The organism is Bradyrhizobium sp. NBAIM14 (assembly GCF_020193895.1).
Taxonomy (GTDB): Bacteria; Pseudomonadota; Alphaproteobacteria; order Rhizobiales; family Xanthobacteraceae; genus Bradyrhizobium; species Bradyrhizobium yuanmingense.
Window position 1 is genome coordinate 386,035 of record NZ_JADYVQ010000002.1, and the last position, 20,512, is coordinate 406,546.

At 64.5% G+C, this 20,512-nt stretch carries 18 protein-coding genes; 8 read left to right on the top strand and 10 right to left on the bottom strand.

Translation table 11 applies throughout. The annotated features are described in order from the left end of the window. The first annotated feature begins 293 nt into the window (after positions 1 to 293). Entirely contained in the window at positions 294 to 1,265 is a 972-nt protein-coding gene (locus I6F28_RS07475; RefSeq protein WP_225139605.1) for a DUF6662 family protein, read from the top strand. A gap of 15 nt (positions 1,266 to 1,280) precedes the next feature. Here the strand turns inward: I6F28_RS07475 and I6F28_RS07480 are convergent, their stop codons facing one another. Continuing rightward, positions 1,281 to 2,213 (bottom strand): LysR family transcriptional regulator, encoded by a 933-nt coding sequence (locus I6F28_RS07480; protein ID WP_109144533.1) that lies wholly within the window; start codon positions 2,211 to 2,213, stop codon positions 1,281 to 1,283. 105 nt (positions 2,214 to 2,318) lie between these two features. Between I6F28_RS07480 and I6F28_RS07485 the strand changes: the two genes are divergently transcribed. The 4 genes from I6F28_RS07485 (at position 2,319) to I6F28_RS07500 (ending at position 4,768) form a co-directional block, all read left to right on the top strand. Further along, positions 2,319 to 3,131 carry an SDR family NAD(P)-dependent oxidoreductase gene (locus I6F28_RS07485; protein WP_036004628.1) on the top strand — a complete coding sequence of 271 codons (813 nt, stop codon included), beginning with the start codon at positions 2,319 to 2,321 and terminating at the stop codon, positions 3,129 to 3,131. Positions 3,132 to 3,161: 30 nt separating this feature from the next. Further along, complete coding sequence (locus I6F28_RS07490) at positions 3,162 to 3,695, top strand: YkgB family protein (protein ID WP_225139606.1); 534 nt, start codon at positions 3,162 to 3,164, stop codon at positions 3,693 to 3,695. Positions 3,696 to 3,861: 166 nt separating this feature from the next. Further along, positions 3,862 to 4,314 carry a carboxymuconolactone decarboxylase family protein gene (locus I6F28_RS07495; RefSeq protein ID WP_225139607.1) on the top strand — a complete coding sequence of 151 codons (453 nt, stop codon included), beginning with the start codon at positions 3,862 to 3,864 and terminating at the stop codon, positions 4,312 to 4,314. Between the two features lie 43 nt (positions 4,315 to 4,357). Continuing rightward, positions 4,358 to 4,768, top strand: a complete 411-nt coding sequence (locus I6F28_RS07500) for a cupin domain-containing protein (protein WP_225139608.1) — start codon at positions 4,358 to 4,360, stop codon at positions 4,766 to 4,768. Between the two features lie 7 nt (positions 4,769 to 4,775). Here I6F28_RS07500 and I6F28_RS07505 read toward each other — a convergent pair whose 3' ends face one another. Beyond that, positions 4,776 to 5,600, bottom strand: coding sequence for an NAD-dependent epimerase/dehydratase family protein (locus I6F28_RS07505; RefSeq protein WP_057027024.1), 825 nt, complete (start codon positions 5,598 to 5,600; stop codon positions 4,776 to 4,778). A 90-nt stretch (positions 5,601 to 5,690) separates the two neighbouring features. Between I6F28_RS07505 and I6F28_RS07510 the strand changes: the two genes are divergently transcribed. Next, positions 5,691 to 6,668, top strand: a complete 978-nt coding sequence (locus tag I6F28_RS07510; RefSeq protein ID WP_225139609.1) for an SMP-30/gluconolactonase/LRE family protein — start codon at positions 5,691 to 5,693, stop codon at positions 6,666 to 6,668. Positions 6,669 to 6,703: 35 nt separating this feature from the next. On the opposite strand, the gene bla is transcribed toward I6F28_RS07510, so the two are convergent. The 3 genes from bla to I6F28_RS07525 all read right to left on the bottom strand — a co-directional run bounded on the left by bla (position 6,704) and on the right by I6F28_RS07525 (position 11,780). After that, positions 6,704 to 7,594 carry a subclass B3 metallo-beta-lactamase gene (gene bla, locus I6F28_RS07515; protein ID WP_225139610.1) on the bottom strand — a complete coding sequence of 297 codons (891 nt, stop codon included), beginning with the start codon at positions 7,592 to 7,594 and terminating at the stop codon, positions 6,704 to 6,706. 123 nt (positions 7,595 to 7,717) lie between these two features. After that, a complete protein-coding gene (locus tag I6F28_RS07520; protein ID WP_128263508.1) occupies positions 7,718 to 9,148 on the bottom strand; it encodes an aldehyde dehydrogenase family protein in 1,431 nt (476 codons plus the stop codon). A gap of 268 nt (positions 9,149 to 9,416) precedes the next feature. Beyond that, positions 9,417 to 11,780, bottom strand: coding sequence for a thiamine pyrophosphate-binding protein (locus I6F28_RS07525; protein ID WP_225139611.1), 2,364 nt, complete (start codon positions 11,778 to 11,780; stop codon positions 9,417 to 9,419). A 131-nt stretch (positions 11,781 to 11,911) separates the two neighbouring features. Here I6F28_RS07525 and I6F28_RS07530 point away from each other — a divergent pair, with 131 nt between their 5' ends. Together I6F28_RS07530 and ppk2 are read left to right on the top strand one after the other, a co-directional pair. Beyond that, the gene (locus tag I6F28_RS07530) at positions 11,912 to 12,373 is read left to right on the top strand and encodes an Lrp/AsnC family transcriptional regulator (protein ID WP_027571162.1); all 462 of its coding nucleotides are present in this window, start codon (positions 11,912 to 11,914) and stop codon (positions 12,371 to 12,373) included. Positions 12,374 to 12,464: 91 nt separating this feature from the next. Beyond that, positions 12,465 to 13,385, top strand: a complete 921-nt coding sequence (gene ppk2 / locus I6F28_RS07535) for a polyphosphate kinase 2 (protein WP_036025906.1) — start codon at positions 12,465 to 12,467, stop codon at positions 13,383 to 13,385. A 5-nt stretch (positions 13,386 to 13,390) separates the two neighbouring features. Here the strand turns inward: ppk2 and I6F28_RS07540 are convergent, their stop codons facing one another. From I6F28_RS07540 to I6F28_RS07560, 5 genes are all read right to left on the bottom strand, one after another. Continuing rightward, on the bottom strand, positions 13,391 to 14,470 hold the full coding sequence (locus I6F28_RS07540; protein WP_225123688.1) for a zinc-binding dehydrogenase: 1,080 nt from the start codon (positions 14,468 to 14,470) through the stop codon (positions 13,391 to 13,393). 56 nt (positions 14,471 to 14,526) lie between these two features. Next, positions 14,527 to 15,468: a DMT family transporter gene (locus I6F28_RS07545; RefSeq protein ID WP_225139720.1), complete on the bottom strand. Its 942-nt coding sequence runs from the start codon at positions 15,466 to 15,468 to the stop codon at positions 14,527 to 14,529. Between the two features lie 187 nt (positions 15,469 to 15,655). Next, entirely contained in the window at positions 15,656 to 16,495 is an 840-nt protein-coding gene (locus I6F28_RS07550) for an aldo/keto reductase (protein ID WP_225139612.1), read from the bottom strand. Between the two features lie 200 nt (positions 16,496 to 16,695). Further along, positions 16,696 to 17,592, bottom strand: coding sequence for an SMP-30/gluconolactonase/LRE family protein (locus I6F28_RS07555; protein ID WP_225139721.1), 897 nt, complete (start codon positions 17,590 to 17,592; stop codon positions 16,696 to 16,698). 216 nt (positions 17,593 to 17,808) lie between these two features. Continuing rightward, positions 17,809 to 20,511, bottom strand: coding sequence for a nitrate reductase (locus tag I6F28_RS07560; protein WP_225139613.1), 2,703 nt, complete (start codon positions 20,509 to 20,511; stop codon positions 17,809 to 17,811). Position 20,512: the final 1 nt, after the last annotated feature.

A 20,512-nucleotide genomic window follows, 5' to 3' on the forward strand; every position in this document is an offset into this window, starting at 1 on the left:
CCTGACGCTTGGTTTCTGGCACTCCTGAGCACCGCGCGGCATTGCCGCACGGGACGGCGCCGAACGCGCAGGGAATCTCCCGTTTCCAGCCTCTCCAGCGTGGATCGGACCCGACCCGCCGCCCAGCCGAAGTGAATTGCATTGAACGCAACTAAGAATGATTAGCAAGTAGTTGCACGGCCGGCCATTCTGTGGAATTGTTCTTGCGAATGACTTGCAATCGCAGGGGCTGCGCGTGAACCAAGCTCCCTGCGTCGATCAGTGTCCTTGGTTCGCGCGGGTTGGTGGATGTCGTGCTGAGAAAGTTGAGCTTGCGGGGCGCAATAACGGCCGCAATTGTCGTCGCCGGTCATCTGGCGAGTTGCGTCTCCGCCTCTGCCGACGACGGTCCACGCGGCCTCGCCTATGCCTGGCCCGGCTCCGCACCGGCCCCCGGCGTCAGCAAGCTGACGGGAGGTTTGCCGTCGGCTCATTCGGAGATCGACACGGAGCACATCTTCGGTTTCAGCATGGGCTCCGACATCGGCAAGCCCGGCGAAATGGAGATCGAGTTCGAGAATGTCGGCGCATTCGGCAAGCGCTCCGGCACTTACGCAGCCTGGGCCAATCTCAATCAGGTCAAATACACGGTCTCGGACAACTTCCGGATCGCGCCAGGATTTGCACTGACCGGACATCACATCAATGGCGTTCCGGGACTTGAGGATCATCGCGACCTCGCTTTCGGCGGGGTGGCGCTCGAACTGCGCTACAAGCTGCTCGATCGTGCCGTCGCGCCCTTTGGGCTGACTCTCCATGCGCAGCCCGGCTGGAGCCGGATCGACGATGGCAGCGGCATGCACATCGCGCAATACGGCGCAGAATTTGCCGCCCTGTTCGATCGCGAGCTGGTCAAGGACAGGCTGTTCGCCGCCTTCAACGTCTGGTACGGGACCGGCGGGACCCGCGAGACCCTAACCAATCTTTGGCGACACGATTCCGAGATGCAGCTCCAGGCCGCGATCTCGTACGCAGTGCATCCCGACCTCGTGCTCGGCCTCGGCGTACGCTACGCGCGGGCCTATGACGGCGGCGGCCTCGACCGCTTTTTGGGAGACGCAGTCTTTGCTGGCCCAACCTTCTCCTACAACATCTCGAAGCAGGTCGGCATCTCCGGCACCTGGCAGATGCAGGTTGCCGGCCAGGCGATCGGCGACGTTCGCAGCCTCAACCTCGATCAGTTCGAGCGGCACCAGGCGCTGTTGCGGCTCAACCTGCATTTCTGATGTGCGGGCCCGCAGTTACGCCCGCGGCCTCCGCGGCGCAACGTTGCCGGGACTGTCGGCCAAGCGCGCCCTCAGGCGCGGCCCTGCGAAGTCGAGAAACGCTCGCAGCTTCGCCGGCATGAAGCGGTTGGGCGAGTAGACGAAGCTGACCGGCTGCGGCGGCGGTTGAAAGTCCTGCAGGACCGCAACGAGCTCTCCAGACCTCAGCGCATCCGACGCCAGATAGGAGAACACGACGGTGATCCCGATGCCTGCGCGCGCGGCATCGATGGCCGATTCCAGATTGCTTGCAATGAAGCGCGACCGAACCGGCACTGCATACTCGGTCTGCCCTCGTTTGAATCTCCACGTGCCCGGCGATTGAAGCGGAGGATAGCTGATGCAGTCGTGGGCGGAGACATCATCGGGAGCCTTCGGCGTTCCCCGCAGCTTCAGATAGGACGGGCTGGCGCAGGCGACGCGGTGAATTTCCCCCACGCGCACGGCGATCAGGCCGCTGTCGGCGAGATCGCCGACACGAAGCGCGACGTCAATGTTCTCGTCCAGAAGGTTGAGCGTCCGGTCCTGCAAGATGAGCTGAACATCCACCTCCGGAAATGCCGCAAGAAACTCGGCCAGGATCGGCTGCAAGCATAGCCGACCGAGCGCGACCAGCGTCGTGATGCTGAGATCACCACGCGGCGTGGTGTATTCGCCGGAGGCAACGCGCTCGGCTTCGGTGAGATCGGCGAGAATTCGCTTGGCCGCGGCGATGTAGGAGCGACCGGCGTCCGTTGGGACGAGCGCGCGGCTCGAGCGATGAAACAGCTTGGTCTGGAGGTGCTCCTCGAGCTCCGAAACCTTCCGGCTCACCGTTGCCAACGGCATTTTCTGACGGCGCGCGGCGGCGGACAGGCTGCCCGCCTCCGCCACCGCCAGGACCACCGACATGCTTTCGAGACGATCCATGGGACACTTCCATATTCTGGAAGGAAAGATCCCGATTTTGCCAGATACCCACCATTTCCGGAAGTGCCTATTCCTCTCCGCACCCAAACCGAAGGAGAGACGAAAATGACCCAGACCAGAACAGGCACTGCCCTCATCACCGGAGCTTCGACCGGAATCGGCGCGATCTACGCCGATCGCCTGGCGAAGCGCGGCCACGACCTCATCCTCGTTGCGCGCAACAGGCAGCGGCTCGCATCGCTCGCGCGCAGGCTCGGCAACGAAACTGGCCGCAAGGTGGAAACGGTGGAAGCCGATCTCACATCCCCTGCCGACCTCCGCCGCGTCGAGCAACTCATCAGAACCAACGGCGACATTTCGGTGCTGGTCAACAACGCCGGCGTCGGCGCCTCGGCCCCGCTGATCGATTCCGACATCGACAAGATGGAAGACATGATCCGTCTCAACGTCGGTGCACTGACGCGCCTGACCTACGCAGCGGTGCCCGGATTCATCGCCCGCGGCCACGGCACGATCATCAACATCGCTTCCATCGTCGCGATCGCGCCGGAGCTGCTCAACGGCGTCTACGGCGGCTCGAAAGCTTTCGTGCTCGCATTCACCCAGTCACTCGTTCACGAGCTCGCCGGGAAGGGCATCCGCATTCAGGCCGTGCTGCCGGGCGCCACTGCGACGGAGTTTTGGGACATCGCGGGCACGCCGGTTCACCAGCTTCCGGCAGAGATCGTCATGTCGGCCGACGACCTGGTCGACGCCGCGCTCGCCGGTCTAGACCTCGGCGAAGTCGTGACGATCCCGGCGCTGGCCGACAAGTCGGAGTGGGATCGCCACGAGAGCGCGCGGCTTGCCATGACGAACAAGCTCTCGAGCACTATTCCCGCCCCTCGCTACAACCTGCACACGCACGTGAATGCGTGAGCGAACAACCGGCATCAAACGGAGATCACCATGTCACGCATCATCAGCCAATCGTCCACCTTATCCATCGCCCTGCGTCGCACGATCAGTTGGCGCGAACAGTCTGAACGCCTGCTCGCTTACGCCGAACCGATCAGCCGGATCGGTCTCTACGCCTCGCTCGCAATCATCTACGCCTGGTTCGGCGGGATGAAATTCACCGACTACGAAGCACAGGGACTCGTACCCCTGGTCGAGAACAGTCCGCTGCTGCGATGGTTCTACACGCTGTTCTCGGTGCGCGGCTTCTCGACCTTCCTCGGCTTCGTCGAACTCAGCATCGGGCTTCTGATCGCGCTCCGCCTGTCCAGCCCGATCTACTCCGCGGCCGGCGGCCTGTTGTCGGCCGGGCTGTTCCTCACCACGCTGAGCTTCATGATCTCGACGCCCGGCGTCGTCGTGCCGGAGCTCGGGGTCCCCGCGATCACGGTCGCTCCGGGTCAGTTCCTGCTGAAGGACGTCGGCCTGCTCGCCGCTTCCTTCTGGGTGTTCACGGACTCGCTGAAGGCTGTCATCCGCAGGTGAGAGCTCAGCCACAGCAACAACCAAAGTCGAAACAGGAGCCCCGCCATGAAAATACGATTCATCCTCGGCGGGGCTCGCGCTGCTCGCAGTGTTCGTCGTCGACAGCAGCGAGAAGGATCTGACCAGCGCCGCGCCGTTCAGCAGAATGACCGTCAAGGAGAGAAACATGAGCAAGCGTCTCGACTACAACCAGATCGCGCCGGCAGGCATCAAGGCGCTCGGCGGCGTCTACGGCTACGTCCTGCAGAGCCAGCTTTCCGCCACGCTGATCGAGCTGGTTTATCTGCGGATCTCTCAGATCAACAATTGCGCCTACTGCCTGGACATGCACACCCGCGACCTGCTCAAGAAGGGAGAGAAGGTCGAGAAGATCGCGCTGCTGCAGGCATGGCGCGAGGCCGGCAATCTCTTCGACGAACGCGAGCAGGCTGCCCTTGCCTGGGCGGAGACGGTGACACGGGTGGCCGAGACCGGCGTGCCCGACGAGGCATACCAGGCCGCACGCGCGGTGTTCGAAGAGCGTGAGCTCGTGGACCTCACGATCGCGATCAGCCTGATGAACGCCTACAACCGCATGGCCATCAGCTTTCGCGCAACGCCGGCGGCTGCCACCGGCTGACGTGTTCCCGACAACATCCTGCACAAGTCGAAAGGACATTCACATGACGAAACCTGGGATCATGATTGCGGCGGCGCTGATCGCCGCAACCAGCCTGGCCTCGCTCTCGGCGCGATCCGAAGAGCCGCGACTGGGAGACATCAAGCGCACACATCTCATGAAGGAAGCACTCAGTGCGCCCGGGCGCGAGGTCGTCCAGGTTCGCGTCGACTTTCCTCCGGGCATCGTTGCCGTCAGGCACAGTCACCCGGGCGAAGAACTCGTCTATCTGATCGAAGGCGAGCTGGAATATCGGCTCGACGGCAGACCGCCCGTCATCCTGAAGGCCGGCGACGTGCTGCTCATTCCTCACGGAGTGCATCATGCCGTGAAGAATGTCGGCAGCGGCAACGCCGCGGAGCTTGCGACCTACATTGTCGAGACCGGCAAGCCGCTGTTGACGCTCGGCCGGTGAACGATCTCTACCGCTTATTCCAGTCGATCACACGATCCGGATCAGCGTCGAACTCCATGCTGCAGAACGTGCCGCCCTGGAAATAGTCGCCGACCGGGTCCGGCTTCAGCTTGGCCTGCTCGGCCATGGCGTGCTCACGGAAATCTTCGGCGCGGCCGGTGGGGCGATAGCCGAATTCGTAGGCGCGGTGGTTGTCCCACCAGGCGCGCTCGTTGAAAGAGGCGCCGTAGAAGATCTCGAAATGGATGTCGGGATGCTCGAGCCCGATGCGGCAGAGCTGCACGAGATCGTCCGGCTTGAGCCAGATCGAGAGCCGGCGCTTGTCCAGCGGCATGTCGCCGAAATTGCCGATGCGCAGGCACGTCACCTTCATCCCGTGCTTGTCGGCGTAGAGCGCGCCGACGGCCTCGCCGAACACCTTGCTGACGCCATAGCGGCCGTCGGGGCGCGGGGTAACGTCGGTGCCGATCTTGTGATGGCGCGGATAGAAGCCGACGGCGTGGTTCGACGAGGCGAACACCACGCGCTTGACGCCCTTGCGGTAGGCCGCCTCGAACAGGTTGTAGCCGCCGATGATGTTGGCCTGGAGGATCTGATCCCAGGTGCCTTCGACCGAATAACCGCCGAAATGCAGGATGCCGTCGACGCCCTCGCAGATCGCCTCGCATTGCGCGAGGTCGGCGAGGTCCGCGGCCTTGAATTTTTCATCGGGGCCGAGATCAGCCGGTGGCTTGATATCGGACAGTAGGAGATCCGGGTAGATCGGCGGCAACAGCTTCCGCAGGCTGGTGCCGATCCCGCCCGAAGCTCCCGTCATCAGAATACGCGGCATGTCGTCCCTCGCCGTTGGTGACCGAATTTGCGATCACGTGTCTCTAATGATAGCAGGATTGTCCAGAGGGAACGAAACGAGAGAACCGGCATGAATGAGGCATCGTCCCACACGGAGGAACGGCCAGGCTGGCGGCCGGCGACCTATTACCCCGATCCCGCGATCAAAGCGCTCGATCCCCGCTTCGAAAAATACTGGCTGAAACTGTCGGCGGTGGAGCGGCTGGCGACCGGCCTGCGCTGGGCCGAGGGGCCGGTGTGGTTCGGCGATGGGCGTTATCTCCTGTGCAGCGACATCCCGAACCAGCGCATCCTCAAGTGGGAGGAAGAGACCGGTGCGGTCAGCGTGTTCCGCAAGCCCTCGAATTTTGCCAACGGCAACACGCGAGACCGGCAGGGCCGGCTCGTCACCTGCGAGCACGGCGGCCGGCGCGTGGTGCGCACCGAGTATGACGGCAGCATCACCGTGCTGATGGATCAATTCAACGGCAAGCGGTTGAACTCGCCGAACGATGTCGTTGTCAAATCGGACGGCTCGATCTGGTTCACCGACCCGACCTTCGGCCTGCTCGGCAATTACGAGGGCTACAAGGCCGAGCCCGAGATCGATCCCAACGTCTATCGACTTGATCCCGATACCGGCAAGGCGACCATCGTCGCCGAAGGCGTGCTCGGACCGAACGGCCTGTGCTTCTCACCGGAGGAGAAGATCCTCTATGTCGTGGAATCGCGAGGCGTGCCCAACCGCAAGATCCTCGCTTACGACGTTTCGCCCGAGGGCAACACGATCGCAAACAAGCGCGTCCATATCGATGCCGGGCCGGGCACGCCCGACGGCATGCGCTGCGACATCGACGGCAATCTCTGGTGCGGCTGGGGCATGGGCGATCCCGAGCTCGATGGCGTCGTGGTGTTCGCGCCCGACGGCGTCATGATCGGCCGCATCGCCCTGCCCGAGCGCTGCGCCAACGTCTGCTTCGGCGGCGTCAAGCGCAACCGCCTGTTCATGGCCGCGAGCCAGTCGATCTACGCGCTGTATGTGAACACGCAAGGTGCTGTGGGGGGATAGGTTTTACATACAGCGCGCCCAACCACCGACCGCCTCTACCCCTTCTTCTCCTGTACCGCCGCGGTCTGCTTGACGAGCGCCTCTTCGAACGCCTTTTCCAGCGATGCCGCATAGACCTTGAACTCGCCCGGGTCGACGAACGGATTGGGTCCGCCGCCGGCGAGCTTGGCGCGCTTCTCGGCCATCTTGTACATCTCGGGATGAGGAGCCAGCAGGATGTCGACCTTCATGTCCTTGGCACGCGCAAAGGTCTTGCGATAGTCGTCAACGATGCCGGCATAGGTCGGCCTGCCGACAAGCCGGTTCAGCGCGACGGTGCCGCTGCAGAAGATCAACACCGAGCGTGTTGCATCGCCATCCTTCACCGAGAATGCCCAGCTGGTGCAGCCCGGCGAATGGCCGGGCGTCTCGCGCGCCGTTAGCGTGACGCTGCCGACCGCGACGTTCTCGCCCTCACGCACCGTGCGGTCGACTTTCACCGGCGGAAAGTCGAGCGCCTTCTCCTCCTGCGCACCCGGATAATAGCCGCCTTCGAGCAACGGCTTGTCGGCCTCGCCCGCGACCATCTGCGCGCCGCTCGCCCGCTTCAACTCGGCGAAGCCGCCGGTGTGGTCGATATGGGCGTGGGTGTTGATGAGATACTTGATGTCGCTGATCTTGAAGCCGAGCTTCTCGATGCTCGTCCTGATCTGCGACGTCGATTCCGGCATCACGGTATCGACCAGAATATGTCCCTGTGGCGATGTGATCAGGTAGGACGCGAGGCCGTTGGTGCCGACATAGTAGACGTTGTCGATGATCTTGACCGGCTCGGTCGGTTCGTTCCATTTCGCCCTGAGCGTGTTGAGCAGATCCTTCACCGTCTGGGCCTGCGCAGCGCCTGACAGCGCCAGCAGCGCAACGAATGCGATGATCAGTTTTCTCACGTTCCGTCCCTTTGCTTTTCTTGATTTGACGGGCTGTTGTCGCCGTAAAGCGGCTGGTCTCACAGCAAAGATGCCGGCTTCCCTGGAAGCCGGCATCCCCTCGCGGCGCAAGCGCCGTATCAACTACGCCGCGTTGAAGCCGGCGACGGCCTTCACTTCGAGGAAGTCCTCGAGGCCGAACTTGCCCCATTCGCGGCCGTTACCGGACTGCTTGTAGCCGCCGAACGGCGCGGTGCGGTCGTTGGGTACGCCCTGCAGGTTGACGTTGCCGGCGCGGATCTGGCGGCCGACGCGCTTGGCGTCCTCGACCGTCGGGCCGGTGACGTAACCGGCGAGGCCATAGGGCGTATCATTGGCGATCTTGACCGCGTCGGCCTCGTCCTTGGCGCCGATGATGGTCAGCACCGGCCCGAATATCTCTTCGCGCGCGATCGTCATGTCAGGCGTGACGTCGGCGAAGATGGTCGGGCGGACATAGAAGCCCTTGTTGACGCCTTCGGGCAGGCCAGGACCGCCGGCAACGAGCGTTGCGCCCTCGTCGATGCCCTTCTTGATCAGGCCCTGGATCTTGTCCCACTGGCCGCGATTGACCACGGGACCGATGGTGGTGCCTTCGGCGCGGGGATCACCGGCCTTGGTCTTGTCGGCGACGGCCTTCGCGATCGCGGCGACTTCCTTCATCTTCGACAGCGGCACGATCATGCGCGAGGGCGCGTTGCAGGACTGGCCGGAATTGTTGAACATGTGCATCACGCCGCCGGTCACCGCCTTCGTGAGGTCGGCGCCTTCGAGGATGACGTTCGGCGACTTGCCGCCGAGCTCCTGGCTGACGCGCTTCACGGTGGGCGCGGCGCGCTTCGCGACGTCGATGCCGGCGCGGGTCGAGCCGGTGAAGGAGATCATGTCGATATCAGGGTGCTCGCTCATGGCGGCGCCGACCTCGGGGCCGAGGCCGTTGACGAGGTTGAACACGCCCTTGGGCACGCCGGCTTCATGGAGGATCTCCGCGAAGATCAGCGCCGAGGTCGGCGTGAACTCGCTGGGCTTCAGGATCATGGTGCAGCCGGCGGCGAGCGCGGGCGCGACCTTGCAGGCGATCTGGTTCAGCGGCCAGTTCCAGGGCGTGATCATGCCGACCACGCCGATCGGCTCGCGCAGCACCATGGCGGTGCCGACCGGCTCCTCGAAATGATAGTTCTTGAGCACGTCGAGCGTGGTCATGAGATGGCCGAGGCCGGCGCCGGCCTGCAGCTTCTCCGCCATCGGCAGCGGTGCGCCCATCTCGTCGGAGACGGCGGCGCCGATCTCCTTGAGGCGGCCCTTGTAGACCTCGATGACCTTGCTGAGCAGCGCGACGCGCTCCTCGCGGCTGGTCTGGGAGAAGGTCTCGAAAGCGCGCTTGGCGGCGGCAACCGCCTTGTCGACGTCGGCCTTGGAGCCGAGCGCAACCTCGTACATCGCCTCTTCCGTCGCCGGATTGATCACGGCGGTGGACTTCTTGACGGCGGGGTCGACCCAGGCGCCGTCGATGTAGAATTGCATGCGATTGACCATCGTTAACCTCTTCTTGGGGGCTTGGAGGGGGCGTTTCGGCAGGCATCCTTGCACGAAAGCGCCGGCAATTGAACCCGCCATATGCGGGGCCAGCGTTGCGGCGAGCGGAGGTTATATGAGCCGATGGCGGGAACGAGGCAAGGTGGCCCCGCAGTCATTCCGGGGCGCGCCTTTTGGCGCGGGCCCGGAATCCATACTCCCGATCGTGGTTATGGATTCCGGGCTCGACGCTTCGCGTCGCCCCGGAATGACGAGGCAGTTACCTCCGCTACACCGCCATCTTCCGATGCAGCACCGGCGCGCCGGTGGTGAGGCTTTCGGCCGCATCGATGATGGCGTTGGCGTCGATGCCATAGTGCCGATAAAGGTCCGCGATGCTGCCGGTCTGGCCGAACTGCTCGACACCGAGCGCCTCGGCGCGATGGCCACGGACGCTGCCGAGCCAGCCGAGCGCAGACGGATGGCCGTCAATCACGGTCACGATGCCGCAGTCGCGCGGCAGCGGCGCGAGCAGCTTTTCGATGTGGCTGAGATGCTGCACGCCGCGGCGGTCGCGCCGCAATTTCCGCGCGGCGGTCCACCCCGAATGCAGACGGTCGGCCGAAGTGATCGCGAGCAGGCCGACGTCACGGCGGCTCTCGCCGATGAAGCCGGTCGCCTCGATCGCTTCGGGCGCGACCGCGCCGGTATAGGCGATCACGACCTCGGCATTCGGGCCCGGCTTGCGCAGCCAATAGGCGCCGTCGGTGATGCCCTGTCGCAGCTCCGGTGTCATGATCCGCTGCGCCTGCTCGATGGCGCGTGTGGAGAGGCGCAAATAGACCGAACCGCCCTCGCCCGGTTCGCGCTGCATGTGCTCGAAGCCGAAAGCCATGATCACGGCGAGCTCGTCGAGGAAGGCCGGCTCGAACGAGGCCAGGCCGTCCTGCGCCATGCCGATCAAGGGCGTTGCGATCGACTGATGCGCGCCGCCTTCGGGCGCGAGCGTGATGCCGGACGGCGTCGCCGCCACCATGAAGCGCGCGTCCTGGTAGCAGGCGTAGTTCAGCGCATCGAGGCCGCGCTCGATGAAGGGATCGTAGAGCGTGCCGACCGGCAAGAGCCGCTCGCCGTTGATCTGGTGCGACAGGCCGAGCGCCGAGAGCATGATGAACAGGTTCATCTCGGCGATGCCGAGCTCCAGATGCTGGCCCTTTGGCGAAGCGTCCCAATTGTAGGTCGAGGGAATTTTCTCGCTGCGGAACAAGTCCGCCTTCTCGGCCCGCGCGAACAGGCCGCGGCGGTTGACCCAGGGGCCGAGATTGGTGGAGACGGTGACGTCCGGCGAGGTCGTGACGATGCGCCTGGCGAGCTCGCTGTCGCTGCGCGCGATCTCGTTCAGCACGAGGCCAAAGCCCTGCTGGGTCGACATCTGCGGCGACGGCTTGAAGGCGAGCTGTTGCGGCACCTCGACGACGGGCGCCGTGAGCCGGCGGCCATCCTGATTGAACGGCACCCGCGCGAGGAAGGCCTCGAGCTCGGCCGCATCCTGCGGCAGCCCTTCGAACTTGTCCCATTCGCGTCCGGGCCGGATGTTCTGACTGTCGCGATATTTCTCCATCTGCGCAACCGTCATCAGGCCGGCGTGGTTGTCCTTGTGGCCCTGGAACGGCAAGCCGACGCCCTTGATCGTGTAGGCGATGAAGCAGACGGGGCGGTCGTGATCGATGGAATCGAACGCCTCCAGCACGCTCGCCATGTCGTGGCCGCCAAGATTCGACATCAGCGCCAGCAGCTCCTCGTCGCTGCGCTTGTCGATCAATTTTGTGATCGGGCCCTGGTCGCCGATCTCGTCATGCAGATGTTTTCGGAAGGCCGCGCCGCCCTGGAAGCACAGCGCCGCGTAGAGCGCATTCGGGCAATTGTCGATCCACGTCTTCAGCGCCTCGCCGCCGGGCTCGGCGAAGGCCTCGCGCATCAGGCGGCCGTATTTCACGATGACGACGTCCCAGCCGAAATTGCGGAACATGGTCTCGAACTTTTCCCAGAGCCCCTCGCGCACGACGGCATCGAGCGACTGCCTGTTATAGTCGACCACCCACCAGGTGTTGCGCAGGCCGTGCTTCCAGCCCTCCGCGAGGGCCTCGAAGATGTTGCCCTCGTCCATCTCGGCATCGCCGACGAGGGCGATCATCCGCCCCTCGCGGCGGTCCTTCATCCAGCCATGCGCCTTGACGTAGTCCTGCACAAGCGATGAGAACAGCGTCTGCGCGACGCCGAGGCCGACCGAGCCGGTGGAGAAATCGACGTCGTCGACGTCCTTGGTGCGCGAGGGATAGGACTGCGCGCCCTTGAAGCCGCGAAAATTCTCCAGCTTCTCGCGGCTCTGCCGGCCGAACAGATACTGGATGGCGTGGAACACCGGGCTCGCATGCGGCTTCACCGCGACGCGATCCTCAGGGCGCAGCACGTGGAAGTACAGCGCGGACATGATGGTGGCGAGCGAGGCGGACGAGGCCTGGTGGCCGCCGACCTTGAGTCCGTCGGCATTGGAGCGGATGTGGTTGGCGTGGTGGATGGTCCAGGACGACAGCCACAGCGCCTTGCGGCTGAGGGCGGTCAGGATGTCGAGACGGGCGGGGTCAACGGGCATGGCGATGCTCCGGGAAATATGCACCGATCATACGCCTGCGCGGTGCGTCAAACTTCTCAATTTTTCGCGCCATACCCGCCGATATTGGGATACTTTACCAACGTAGCGGACAAAATGCAGGTTTCATCCCAATGCCCGAGCTCGACGCCATCGACCGCAAGATCCTCAGCCACCTTCAGAACGACAGCCGCCTAACCATGCAGGAGCTCGCCGACAAGGTCGGGCTCTCGGTCTCGCCCTGCCATCGCCGCGTCAAGCTCCTGGAGGAGCGCGGCGTCATCTCGCGCTATGTCGCGACCGTCGACCAGAAGGCGCTGGGACTGCATGTCAGCGTGTTCATCTCGATCAAGTTGGCACGGCAGAAGGAGGAGGATCTCAACCGCTTTGCCCGCGCCATCTCGAAATGGGACGAGGTGCTGGAATGCTATCTGATGACCGGGAACCGCGATTATCTGCTCCGCGTCGTCGCCGCCGACCTCGCCTCCTACGAGACGTTCCTGAAGACCAAGCTGACCCGGCTTGACGGCATTGCCTCGATCGAGTCCAGCTTTGCGCTTAGCCAGGTGAAATATTCGATCGCGCTGCCGGTGTGACCAAGCGTCCGCCGGATTGCATGTTGTCACATGGGCGCAACAAACCCCGCCGATGGTCGTTGTGCTGGTATCCGAGCCGAGAGAAGAACCCATGACCGCAGCCGATCGCAAATCCGAGATATCCAAGCGCGAGCGCATCATCCAGGAAATGGCCGACGATCTCGACGAGGAACTTGAGATGGAGATGGATGATACCCGTCTCGACGAGCTCCTCGACGAGACCGGAACCCTGAGGCCGATGGTCGATCGCAGGCTCTATTTCCGGGAACTGCTCCGCCTCCAGGGCGAGTTGATCAAGCTCCAGGACTGGGTGCAGAGCGAGAGGAAGAAGGTCGTGGTGCTGTTCGAGGGCCGCGACGCCGCCGGCAAGGGCGGCGTGATCAAGCGCATCACGCAACGGCTCAATCCGCGTATCTGCCGCGTCGCGGCGCTCCCCGCGCCGAACGAGCGCGAGCGTACGCAATGGTATTTCCAGCGCTACGTCGCGCACCTGCCGGCCGGCGGCGAGATCGTGCTATTCGACCGAAGCTGGTACAACCGCGCCGGCGTCGAGCGCGTGATGGGCTTCTGCTCGGAGGCGGAGTACCAGGAGTTCTTCAAGACCGTGCCGGAATTCGAGCGCATGCTGATCCGATCCGGCATCATCCTGGTCAAGTACTGGTTTTCGATTACCGACGACGAGCAGCAATTCCGCTTCACCATGCGCATCAAGGATCCCCTGAAGCAGTGGAAGCTGAGCCCGATGGACGTCGAGTCCCGCAGTCGCTGGGAGGCGTACACCAAGGCCAAGGAGACGATGCTGGAGCACACGCATCTGCCGGATAGCCCGTGGTGGATCGTCGATGCCGTGGACAAGAAGCGCGCCCGGCTCAACTGCATCGCACACCTATTGACTCAGATCCCGTACCAGGAGGTCGTGCGGGCTCCGGTGACGCTGCCGCCGCGCGTGCGACATCCCGACTATCAGCGAGGCCCGGTCCCGCCAGAGATGTACGTGCCGGCGAAATACTGACACTCCTACCGCCACGGCTGCACGATGATCTTGGTGTGGGCTTCGGGGTTGGCGAGATCGGCAAAGGCCTTGGCGACGCCGTCGAGGCCGACTTCGGCGGTGACCATCGCGGCCGCGTCCACCTGCCCTTCGGCGATCAGGCGCAGCGACGCAGCAAACTCCTCCGGGGTGTAGCCGAGCACGTATTGGACGTTGAGCTCCTTCATGATGCCGAGCATGGGCTCGCTTCTGTCGCTCTCCATGCAGACGCCGACCACGACGATGCGCGCATCGCGCGGGGCACCCTCGAACACCTGTTGCAACAGGCCGGGCACGCCGACGCATTCGAAGATGATCGCGGGCTTCAACGCGGGCAGCATGGCCTGGAACGGCGGCCGCGCCGCCTTCTCGGCCTCCGACATCTGCGCGTGCTCGGCCCAGGTCGCGTAAGGCTGCGACGTTCGGGGATCGACGACGATGTCGGCACCGAGTTTTGCGGCGAGCGCGCGCCGCGCCGGCGAATAGTCTGCCGCGACGATCGGATGCAGCCGTTTGAGCTTCAGCGCGGCGATCACCGCGAGTCCGACCGGGCCGCAGCCGATCACGAGCGGCACCTCGCCGCCACGGATATTGGCTTTGGCGACGGCATGAACGCCGACGGCGAGCGGCTCGGTCAGCGCGGCATGCTCCGGCGCGAGGCCGTTGGGTACTTCGAGCAGCAGCGCTTCGCTCAGCAGCATCGCCTCGGCATAGCCGCCGATATTGTCGTTGGAGTAGCCGATCCCTTCGATGCCCTGCGGCGTCACCAGCGCGGGAAGCGAGCAGACCTGGGTTCCCGGCTTCAGCTTGCGCGATGTGCCGGGGCCGTAATCGACGATCTCACAGCAGAATTCGTGGCCGAACACGACGTCGCGGCTGAGGTCCATCGGCTTGCGCCCGGTCTTCCGCGCCATCTCCACCATGCGATGGGCGTGCTGGCGCGCGTGCAGGTCGGAGCCGCAGATGCCGCAGGCGAGCGTCTTGACCAGAACCTGGCCGGGGCCCGGCGTCGGCTCGGCCATCCGACCTACGACAATCTCACCGTTCCTGAAAATCGCGGCGCGCATCCGGCTCCTCCCCTTTGGAGCGAGTGATAGCACGAAGCAGGACTTGCAAACTTGCGTCAGGGGTTCGGGGACCGCTCTTCCAGCACCAGCAGCTGGGCGCGGCGCACCCGCTCGCGATGGGCGATATAAAGACCGCTGGCGACGATGAAGGCGGCGCCGACGACCGTCCAGATATCCGGGACCTCGCCGAAGATGAAGAAGCCCAGAATGCTGACCCAGAGCAACTGCGTATAGGAGAACGGCGCCAGCACCGAGGCATCGCCGTAGCGATAGGCCAGCACGATGATCCACTGGCCCACGGTCGAGGCGACGCCGATCACGATGCCCAGCCCGATCGCGGTCCAGCTCGGCGTGACCCAGACGAACGGCACCATGACGCTGAGGATCGCAACGCCGGTCAGCGCGGAATAGGCCATGGTGGTGAGCACCGCTTCGCGACCGCTCATCATCCGCGTCAGGATCAGCGCGGCGGCCCAGCAGAACGCCGAGATGATCGGGAAGAATGCGGCGGCATGGAACGCGCTCGTGCCGGGCCTCAGGATGATCAGAACGCCCGTCAGGCCGATCGCGGTCGCGATCCAGCGGCGCATGCCGACCTTCTCGCTCAGGAAGATGATCGACAGCGCGGTGACGAATAGCGGCGAGACGAAGCCGGTGGCGGAGGCTTCGGCGATGGGCAGAAATGCAAGCCCGGTGATGAAAAACAGCGACGAGCCGAGCAGTGCGGCGCCACGCATCAATTGCAGGCCGAGCCGCTCGGTGCGCATCGCATGCAGTGGCGAGCCCGGCAGCATCACGGGCGTGAATAGCAACGCGAACGTGACGAAGCGGATCCAGGTGATCTCGATCGAGGGCAGGCTGGTCGATAGATATTTCGCGGTGACGTCGGAGCAACCGAGGAAGATCGTCGAGAGCAACACCAGCGCAATGCCCTTGAACGGATGATCGACGCGCGCAGGCGCGCTGCGAGCCTGCTGCTTCTTCTCCGGAACGGGCATGGGAATACTGTCGAGCCTTGCGGCTGCGGCGGGCGGCGGTGTCACGGCTGGAACCCGGGCAAAATGCGAATCGAGAACAGCCGTAAAAAACGACATCTGCCCCGCATTCACAACTTCCGAAAACAGGATGCCGATATGCGCGAGCCGCCGCGCGCGTCAATGCTCCGTTAATATTGCCTGTTGTGCACTACAGCATGGGCAGGCCGCGCGGCTTCGGCCCGCGGGGAAACGCCGCGTCGAGCGCGGCAATCTCGTCCTTCGTCAGCACGAGATCGCCTGCCGCCGCATTCTCGCCGACATGTTCCGCAGACGAGGCCTTCGGAATGGCGAACACCGTAGTCGCACGGGTGAGGAAGCTCAGCGCGACCTGACGCGGCGTCGCACGATGCGCTTCTGCGATGCGCGCCAGCACGGCGCCGCCCTTGCTGCTGCCTGCCGGGAAATCGTCGTGGCCGAAAGGCGAATAGGCAACGACGGCAACATTATGCCGTTCACACCACGGGATCACGGCGTGCTCGATCGCGCGCTCCTTCAGGTGATAGAGCACTTGGTTGCAGGCGATCCGCCCCTCGCCGGAGACTTCGAGAATCTCGTCGAGATCGTCGGCATCGAAATTGGAGACGCCCCAGGATTTGATCTTGCCTGATTGCACCAGCTCCTCGAATGCAGCGACGGTGTCCTCCAGCGGGTAGGAGCCGCGCCAATGCAACAGATAGCAGTCGAGCCGATCGGTCTTCAGCCGCTTCAGCGAGCGCTCGCATGCGGTGATGGTGCCGCGGCGCGAAGCATTGCTCGGCAGCACTTTGGACACGAGGAACACCTCGTCGCGCCGGCCTGCGATCGCATCCGCGATGACGAGCTCGGCATCGCCGTACATCTCGGCGGTGTCGATGTGGGTCATGCCGAGATCGAGCCCGCGCTGCAGCGCCGCGATCGCGCGCTTGCGGTCGCCGTGGTCGAGATACCAGGTGCCCTGTCCGATCACGGAGACGTTTGCGCCGGTCTTGCCGAAGGGTTTCTTGTTCATGGTCGCTCCGATCTCCGCTGTTATTTTTCCCTCTCCCCGTTCTTACGGGGCCGCGACGAGCTTCGCTCGCGCTGAGAGGGTCGGGGTGAGGGGCTGCTTCCGCAAACTCGATAGCAAAGAGACTCGCGGAGGCCCCCCTCACCCGCCGCGCTTTGCGCGTCGGCCTCTCCCCGCAAGCGGGGAGAGGCGAAACGTCAGCGCTACAATCCGCCGATTTCGGCCACCAGCACGCTGCCGGACGACGACTCCGTGATATAGAGCCGATCCTTGTTTTCGCCACCGATCGCGACATTGGTGCAGTTCGGTCCCGCGCACGATTTGATGCGCGCGATCAGTTCCCCGTTCGGCGCGAACACGAAGACGTGGCCGAGCGAGGGGTGGCCGACGAACAGGCGGCCCTTGGCATCCATGGTCAAGCCGTCGGGGCCGCTGGTGCCGAACAGCGAGCAGAAGCGGCCGACCTTGGACACGCTGCCGTCCTTCATGAACGGCAGCCGCCACACCGCGTTGTCGCGCGTCATCGCGACGAACAGCACGGTTTCGGCTGGGTCGAGCACCAGGCCGTTCGGACTGATGCCGGTGTCGAGCAGGCAGTCGAGCCGGCCGTTCGATGCCAGCCGATAAACCCGCCCGCTCGGATCATGCAGCCCGGTCTGGCCCTGATCGGTGAAGTAGATATCGCCGTTGGAGGCGAGATGCAGATCGTTGCAGCCGCGGAACGATTCCGAATTGCGCCCGGTCAGGACCGGCTTGACGCGGCCGGCTGCGGCATCGAGCTCCATGATGCCATGCCTGTAGTCGGCGACCAGGATGCGTCCGTCGGCTGCGATCTTCAGCCCGTTCGGCCAGCCCTCATATTCGATCACGAGCGACCATTCGCCATGGGGCGCGATGCGAAAGATGCGGCCGAACGGAATGTCGACGATATAGAGATTACCGTCCTTGTCGAATGACGGCCCCTCGATGAAGCTCTCGGTCGGTATGTTCGGCCGGTTGGCATCGGCCCAATCGGTTCGCACGCCCTTGCGGCGAAACTTTTCGGGCATGGCGGTGAACAGCCTGGTCTCGATCAGGCGCGGCGGCGTTTCCAGGTACATCATGGTTGTTGTGGATGTTGAAAGGAGCGCGGCACCATACGGCACATTAGCCGGCGCGTCGATTGGGGTGGTCCACATTGCAATGGTGCGGGCGCTGCGTAGGGTGGGTTAGCCCCCGGGGCTGCGCGAAGCGCAGTCCCTTGGCGTACCCCCCTCTTTCGCTTCCGCATTGACGAAGAGTGGTGGGTTACGCTGCGCTAACCCACCCTACGAGACCTATCCCGCCGCGCTCGCGACCTTCGCCTGCTGTGCAGGCACTTCCGTCATCGCAATCAGGCGTTTCAGCTCGGGGATGCAGGAGCCGCAATTGGTGCCGGCCTTGAGCTTGGCGCCGATGTCGGCGGCGGTGCGCGCGCCGCTGGCGATGCTGTCGCAGATGGTGCCGCGGCCGACGCCGAAGCAAGCGCAGACGATGGGGCCGGTCGAGGCCGCGCCTTCGCTTGACCTGCCCGACAGCAGCATGCGGCGCTGCTCGTCGCTGACCTGATCGGCCGCGAACAGGCTCTTCACCACCTCCCAGTCGCCGGCATCATGCGCGGGGCCGACGAACAAGCAGGTCTCGATTCGATCCCCAACAAACGAAGCCGCGCGAAAAACCCCGCCGCCGAAATCGCGATATTCGGCAACATCCTCGCCGGCGACGCTCTCGAGCCAGGCGGGCCAGCGGGCGAGATCCGCGTTGTCGGCGAAGAGATAGCCGAAGCCGCCGCTGACGGTGACGCGCGTCCACAACAGGTTCTGCGGCAGATCGAGCGGGTTGCGCGACAATGCAAAGCCGCGGAAGACAAATTCGTAAGGCGCGATCGCGGCCGGCGTCGCCTTGGCTTCCGGCTGCCCCGAGAACGGATCGGTGAACGGTGCGACCATCGCCCCGACGCGGCCGTGCGAGGCGTTCATCGCGCTCCAGTGGATCGGCACGAACAGGGTGCCGCGCTGCTGCCACTCGCTGACGACGACTTTCAGGATGCACTGGCCGTAATCGGTGGTGATGCGGGCATAGCCGTCATGGACGATGCCGTATTTGCCGGCGTCGTCGGGATGGATCTCGACGAAAGGCTCAGGCAGATGCGCGCCCAGGCGCTGGCTCAGGCCGGTGCGCGTCATGGTGTGCCACTGGTCGCGGATGCGCCCGGTGTTGAGCCTTAAGGGGCGCGACGGACCGGTCTCGCCGCGCAGCGCCGGCACCTCCGGCGCAACGAAGCGGCCCTTGCCGTCATTGGTGAAGAAGCCGCCGGCAGCGAAGAAGCGCTCGCCGGGCGTCCCGCCCTCGCGCACCGGCCATTGCACCGGCTTCAAACCATCGAAGGCATCGTCCGACAGCGAGGTCAGCGCGCCGATGTCGAAATCGCGGCTGCCATTGTTCTCGAATGCCGAGAGCGCGGCATGCTCGCGGAAGATATCGGCGGCCGATTTGTAGTTGAAGCTGTCGCCGAAGCCGAGACGCTTTGCAGTCTCGCTCAGGATCCACCAGTCAGGACGCGCTTCCCCCGGCGCCGGCAGGAACGCGCGCTGGCGCGAGATGCGCCGCTCGGAATTGGTCACCGTGCCCGACTTCTCGCCCCAGGCCAGCGCCGGCAGCAGCACGTGCGGGCCGGCCGCGACGGTGTCGTTGGAGAGCACGTTCTCGGACACCACGAACAGCTCGAGCTTCTTCAGGGCATCGCGCACCATGTCGGCATCGGGCAGCGACACCGCGGGATTGGTGCCCATCACCCAGAGCGCCTTGACCTCGCCGCGGTTGATGGCCTCGAACAGCTGCACCGCCTTCAGGCCTTCATGGGTGGCGATGCGCGGCGCCTTCCAGAACCGCCTGACACGGTCGATGTCGGGCGGCGTAAAGCCCATATGGGCGGCGAGCATGTTGGCGAGGCCGCCGACCTCGCGGCCGCCCATCGCGTTGGGCTGGCCGGTCAGCGAGAACGGCGAGGAGCCCGGCTTGCCGATGCGGCCCGTGGCGAGATGGCAGTTCAGGATGGCGTTGACCTTGTCGGTGCCCTGCGCCGACTGGTTGACCCCTTGCGAATACAGCGTGACGACCTTCTCGGTGTCGCGGAACATCCTGAAGAAGGCGGCGACGTCCTGCTCGGAGAGGCCCGTGGCGAGCGCGGTCGCAGTGACGCTGCCGGCAATGTTGCGCGCGCGCGCCAGCGCATCATCGAAGCCAGACGTGTTCTGCGCGATGTAATCCTGGTCCAGCACGCCATTGTCGGCGAGATGCACGAACAGGCCGGAGAACAGCGCGGTGTCGGTGCCGGGCTTGAGGCCGAGGAAAAGGTCGACATCGCTGGCGGTATCGGTGCGGCGCGGATCGATCACGATCATGCGGGCGCCGCGCTCCTGCCTATTCTTCAGCATGCGCTGGAACAGCACCGGATGGCACCAGGCCGCGTTCGAGCCGACGAAGACGAGCAGATCGGCCTGGTCGAGATCCTCATAGCAGCCAGGCACCGTGTCGGCGCCGAAAGCGCGGCGATGGCCCGCAACCGAGGACGACATGCAGAGCCGGGAATTGGTGTCGACATTGGCGGTGCCGACAAACCCCTTCATCAGCTTGTTGGCGACGTAATAGTCTTCGGTGAGGAGCTGGCCGGAGAGATAGAACGCGACCGCGTTGGCGCCATCGCGCGCCACGATGTGCTGCATGCGGTGGGCGACGTGGTCCAGCGCATCGCTCCAGGCAACGCGCTCCAGCACGCCCTTGCAGCGGATCATGGGATAGAGCAGCCGCCCTTCCAGGCCGACGGTCTCGCCCAGCGCCGAGCCCTTCGAGCACAGCCGGCCGAAATTGGCGGGATGATCGGGGTCGCCCGCGATTGCTGCACCACCCTTACCGTCGGGCGTTGCGAGCACGCCGCAGCCGACGCCGCAATAGGGACAGGTGGTCTTGGTAGTGCGGAGATTTGGATCGATCGCCGTCATA

Bases quoted from the DNA above. Each gene is read 5' to 3' on its own strand.
- I6F28_RS07480 (WP_109144533.1), bottom strand. From the start codon at position 2,213: ATGGATCGTCTCGAAAGCATGTCGGTGGTCCTGGCGGTGGCGGAGGCG.
- I6F28_RS07485 (WP_036004628.1), top strand. From the start codon at position 2,319: ATGACCCAGACCAGAACAGGCACTGCCCTCATCACCGGAGCTTCGACC.
- I6F28_RS07490 (WP_225139606.1), top strand. From the start codon at position 3,162: ATGTCACGCATCATCAGCCAATCGTCCACCTTATCCATCGCCCTGCGT.
- I6F28_RS07495 (WP_225139607.1), top strand. From the start codon at position 3,862: ATGAGCAAGCGTCTCGACTACAACCAGATCGCGCCGGCAGGCATCAAG.
- I6F28_RS07500 (WP_225139608.1), top strand. From the start codon at position 4,358: ATGACGAAACCTGGGATCATGATTGCGGCGGCGCTGATCGCCGCAACC.
- I6F28_RS07505 (WP_057027024.1), bottom strand. From the start codon at position 5,600: ATGCCGCGTATTCTGATGACGGGAGCTTCGGGCGGGATCGGCACCAGC.
- I6F28_RS07510 (WP_225139609.1), top strand. From the start codon at position 5,691: ATGAATGAGGCATCGTCCCACACGGAGGAACGGCCAGGCTGGCGGCCG.
- I6F28_RS07520 (WP_128263508.1), bottom strand. From the start codon at position 9,148: ATGGTCAATCGCATGCAATTCTACATCGACGGCGCCTGGGTCGACCCC.
- I6F28_RS07525 (WP_225139611.1), bottom strand. From the start codon at position 11,780: ATGCCCGTTGACCCCGCCCGTCTCGACATCCTGACCGCCCTCAGCCGC.
- I6F28_RS07530 (WP_027571162.1), top strand. From the start codon at position 11,912: ATGCCCGAGCTCGACGCCATCGACCGCAAGATCCTCAGCCACCTTCAG.
- ppk2 (WP_036025906.1), top strand. From the start codon at position 12,465: ATGACCGCAGCCGATCGCAAATCCGAGATATCCAAGCGCGAGCGCATC.
- I6F28_RS07540 (WP_225123688.1), bottom strand. From the start codon at position 14,470: ATGCGCGCCGCGATTTTCAGGAACGGTGAGATTGTCGTAGGTCGGATG.
- I6F28_RS07545 (WP_225139720.1), bottom strand. From the start codon at position 15,468: ATGCCCGTTCCGGAGAAGAAGCAGCAGGCTCGCAGCGCGCCTGCGCGC.
- I6F28_RS07550 (WP_225139612.1), bottom strand. From the start codon at position 16,495: ATGAACAAGAAACCCTTCGGCAAGACCGGCGCAAACGTCTCCGTGATC.
- I6F28_RS07555 (WP_225139721.1), bottom strand. From the start codon at position 17,592: ATGTACCTGGAAACGCCGCCGCGCCTGATCGAGACCAGGCTGTTCACC.
- I6F28_RS07560 (WP_225139613.1), bottom strand. From the start codon at position 20,511: ATGACGGCGATCGATCCAAATCTCCGCACTACCAAGACCACCTGTCCC.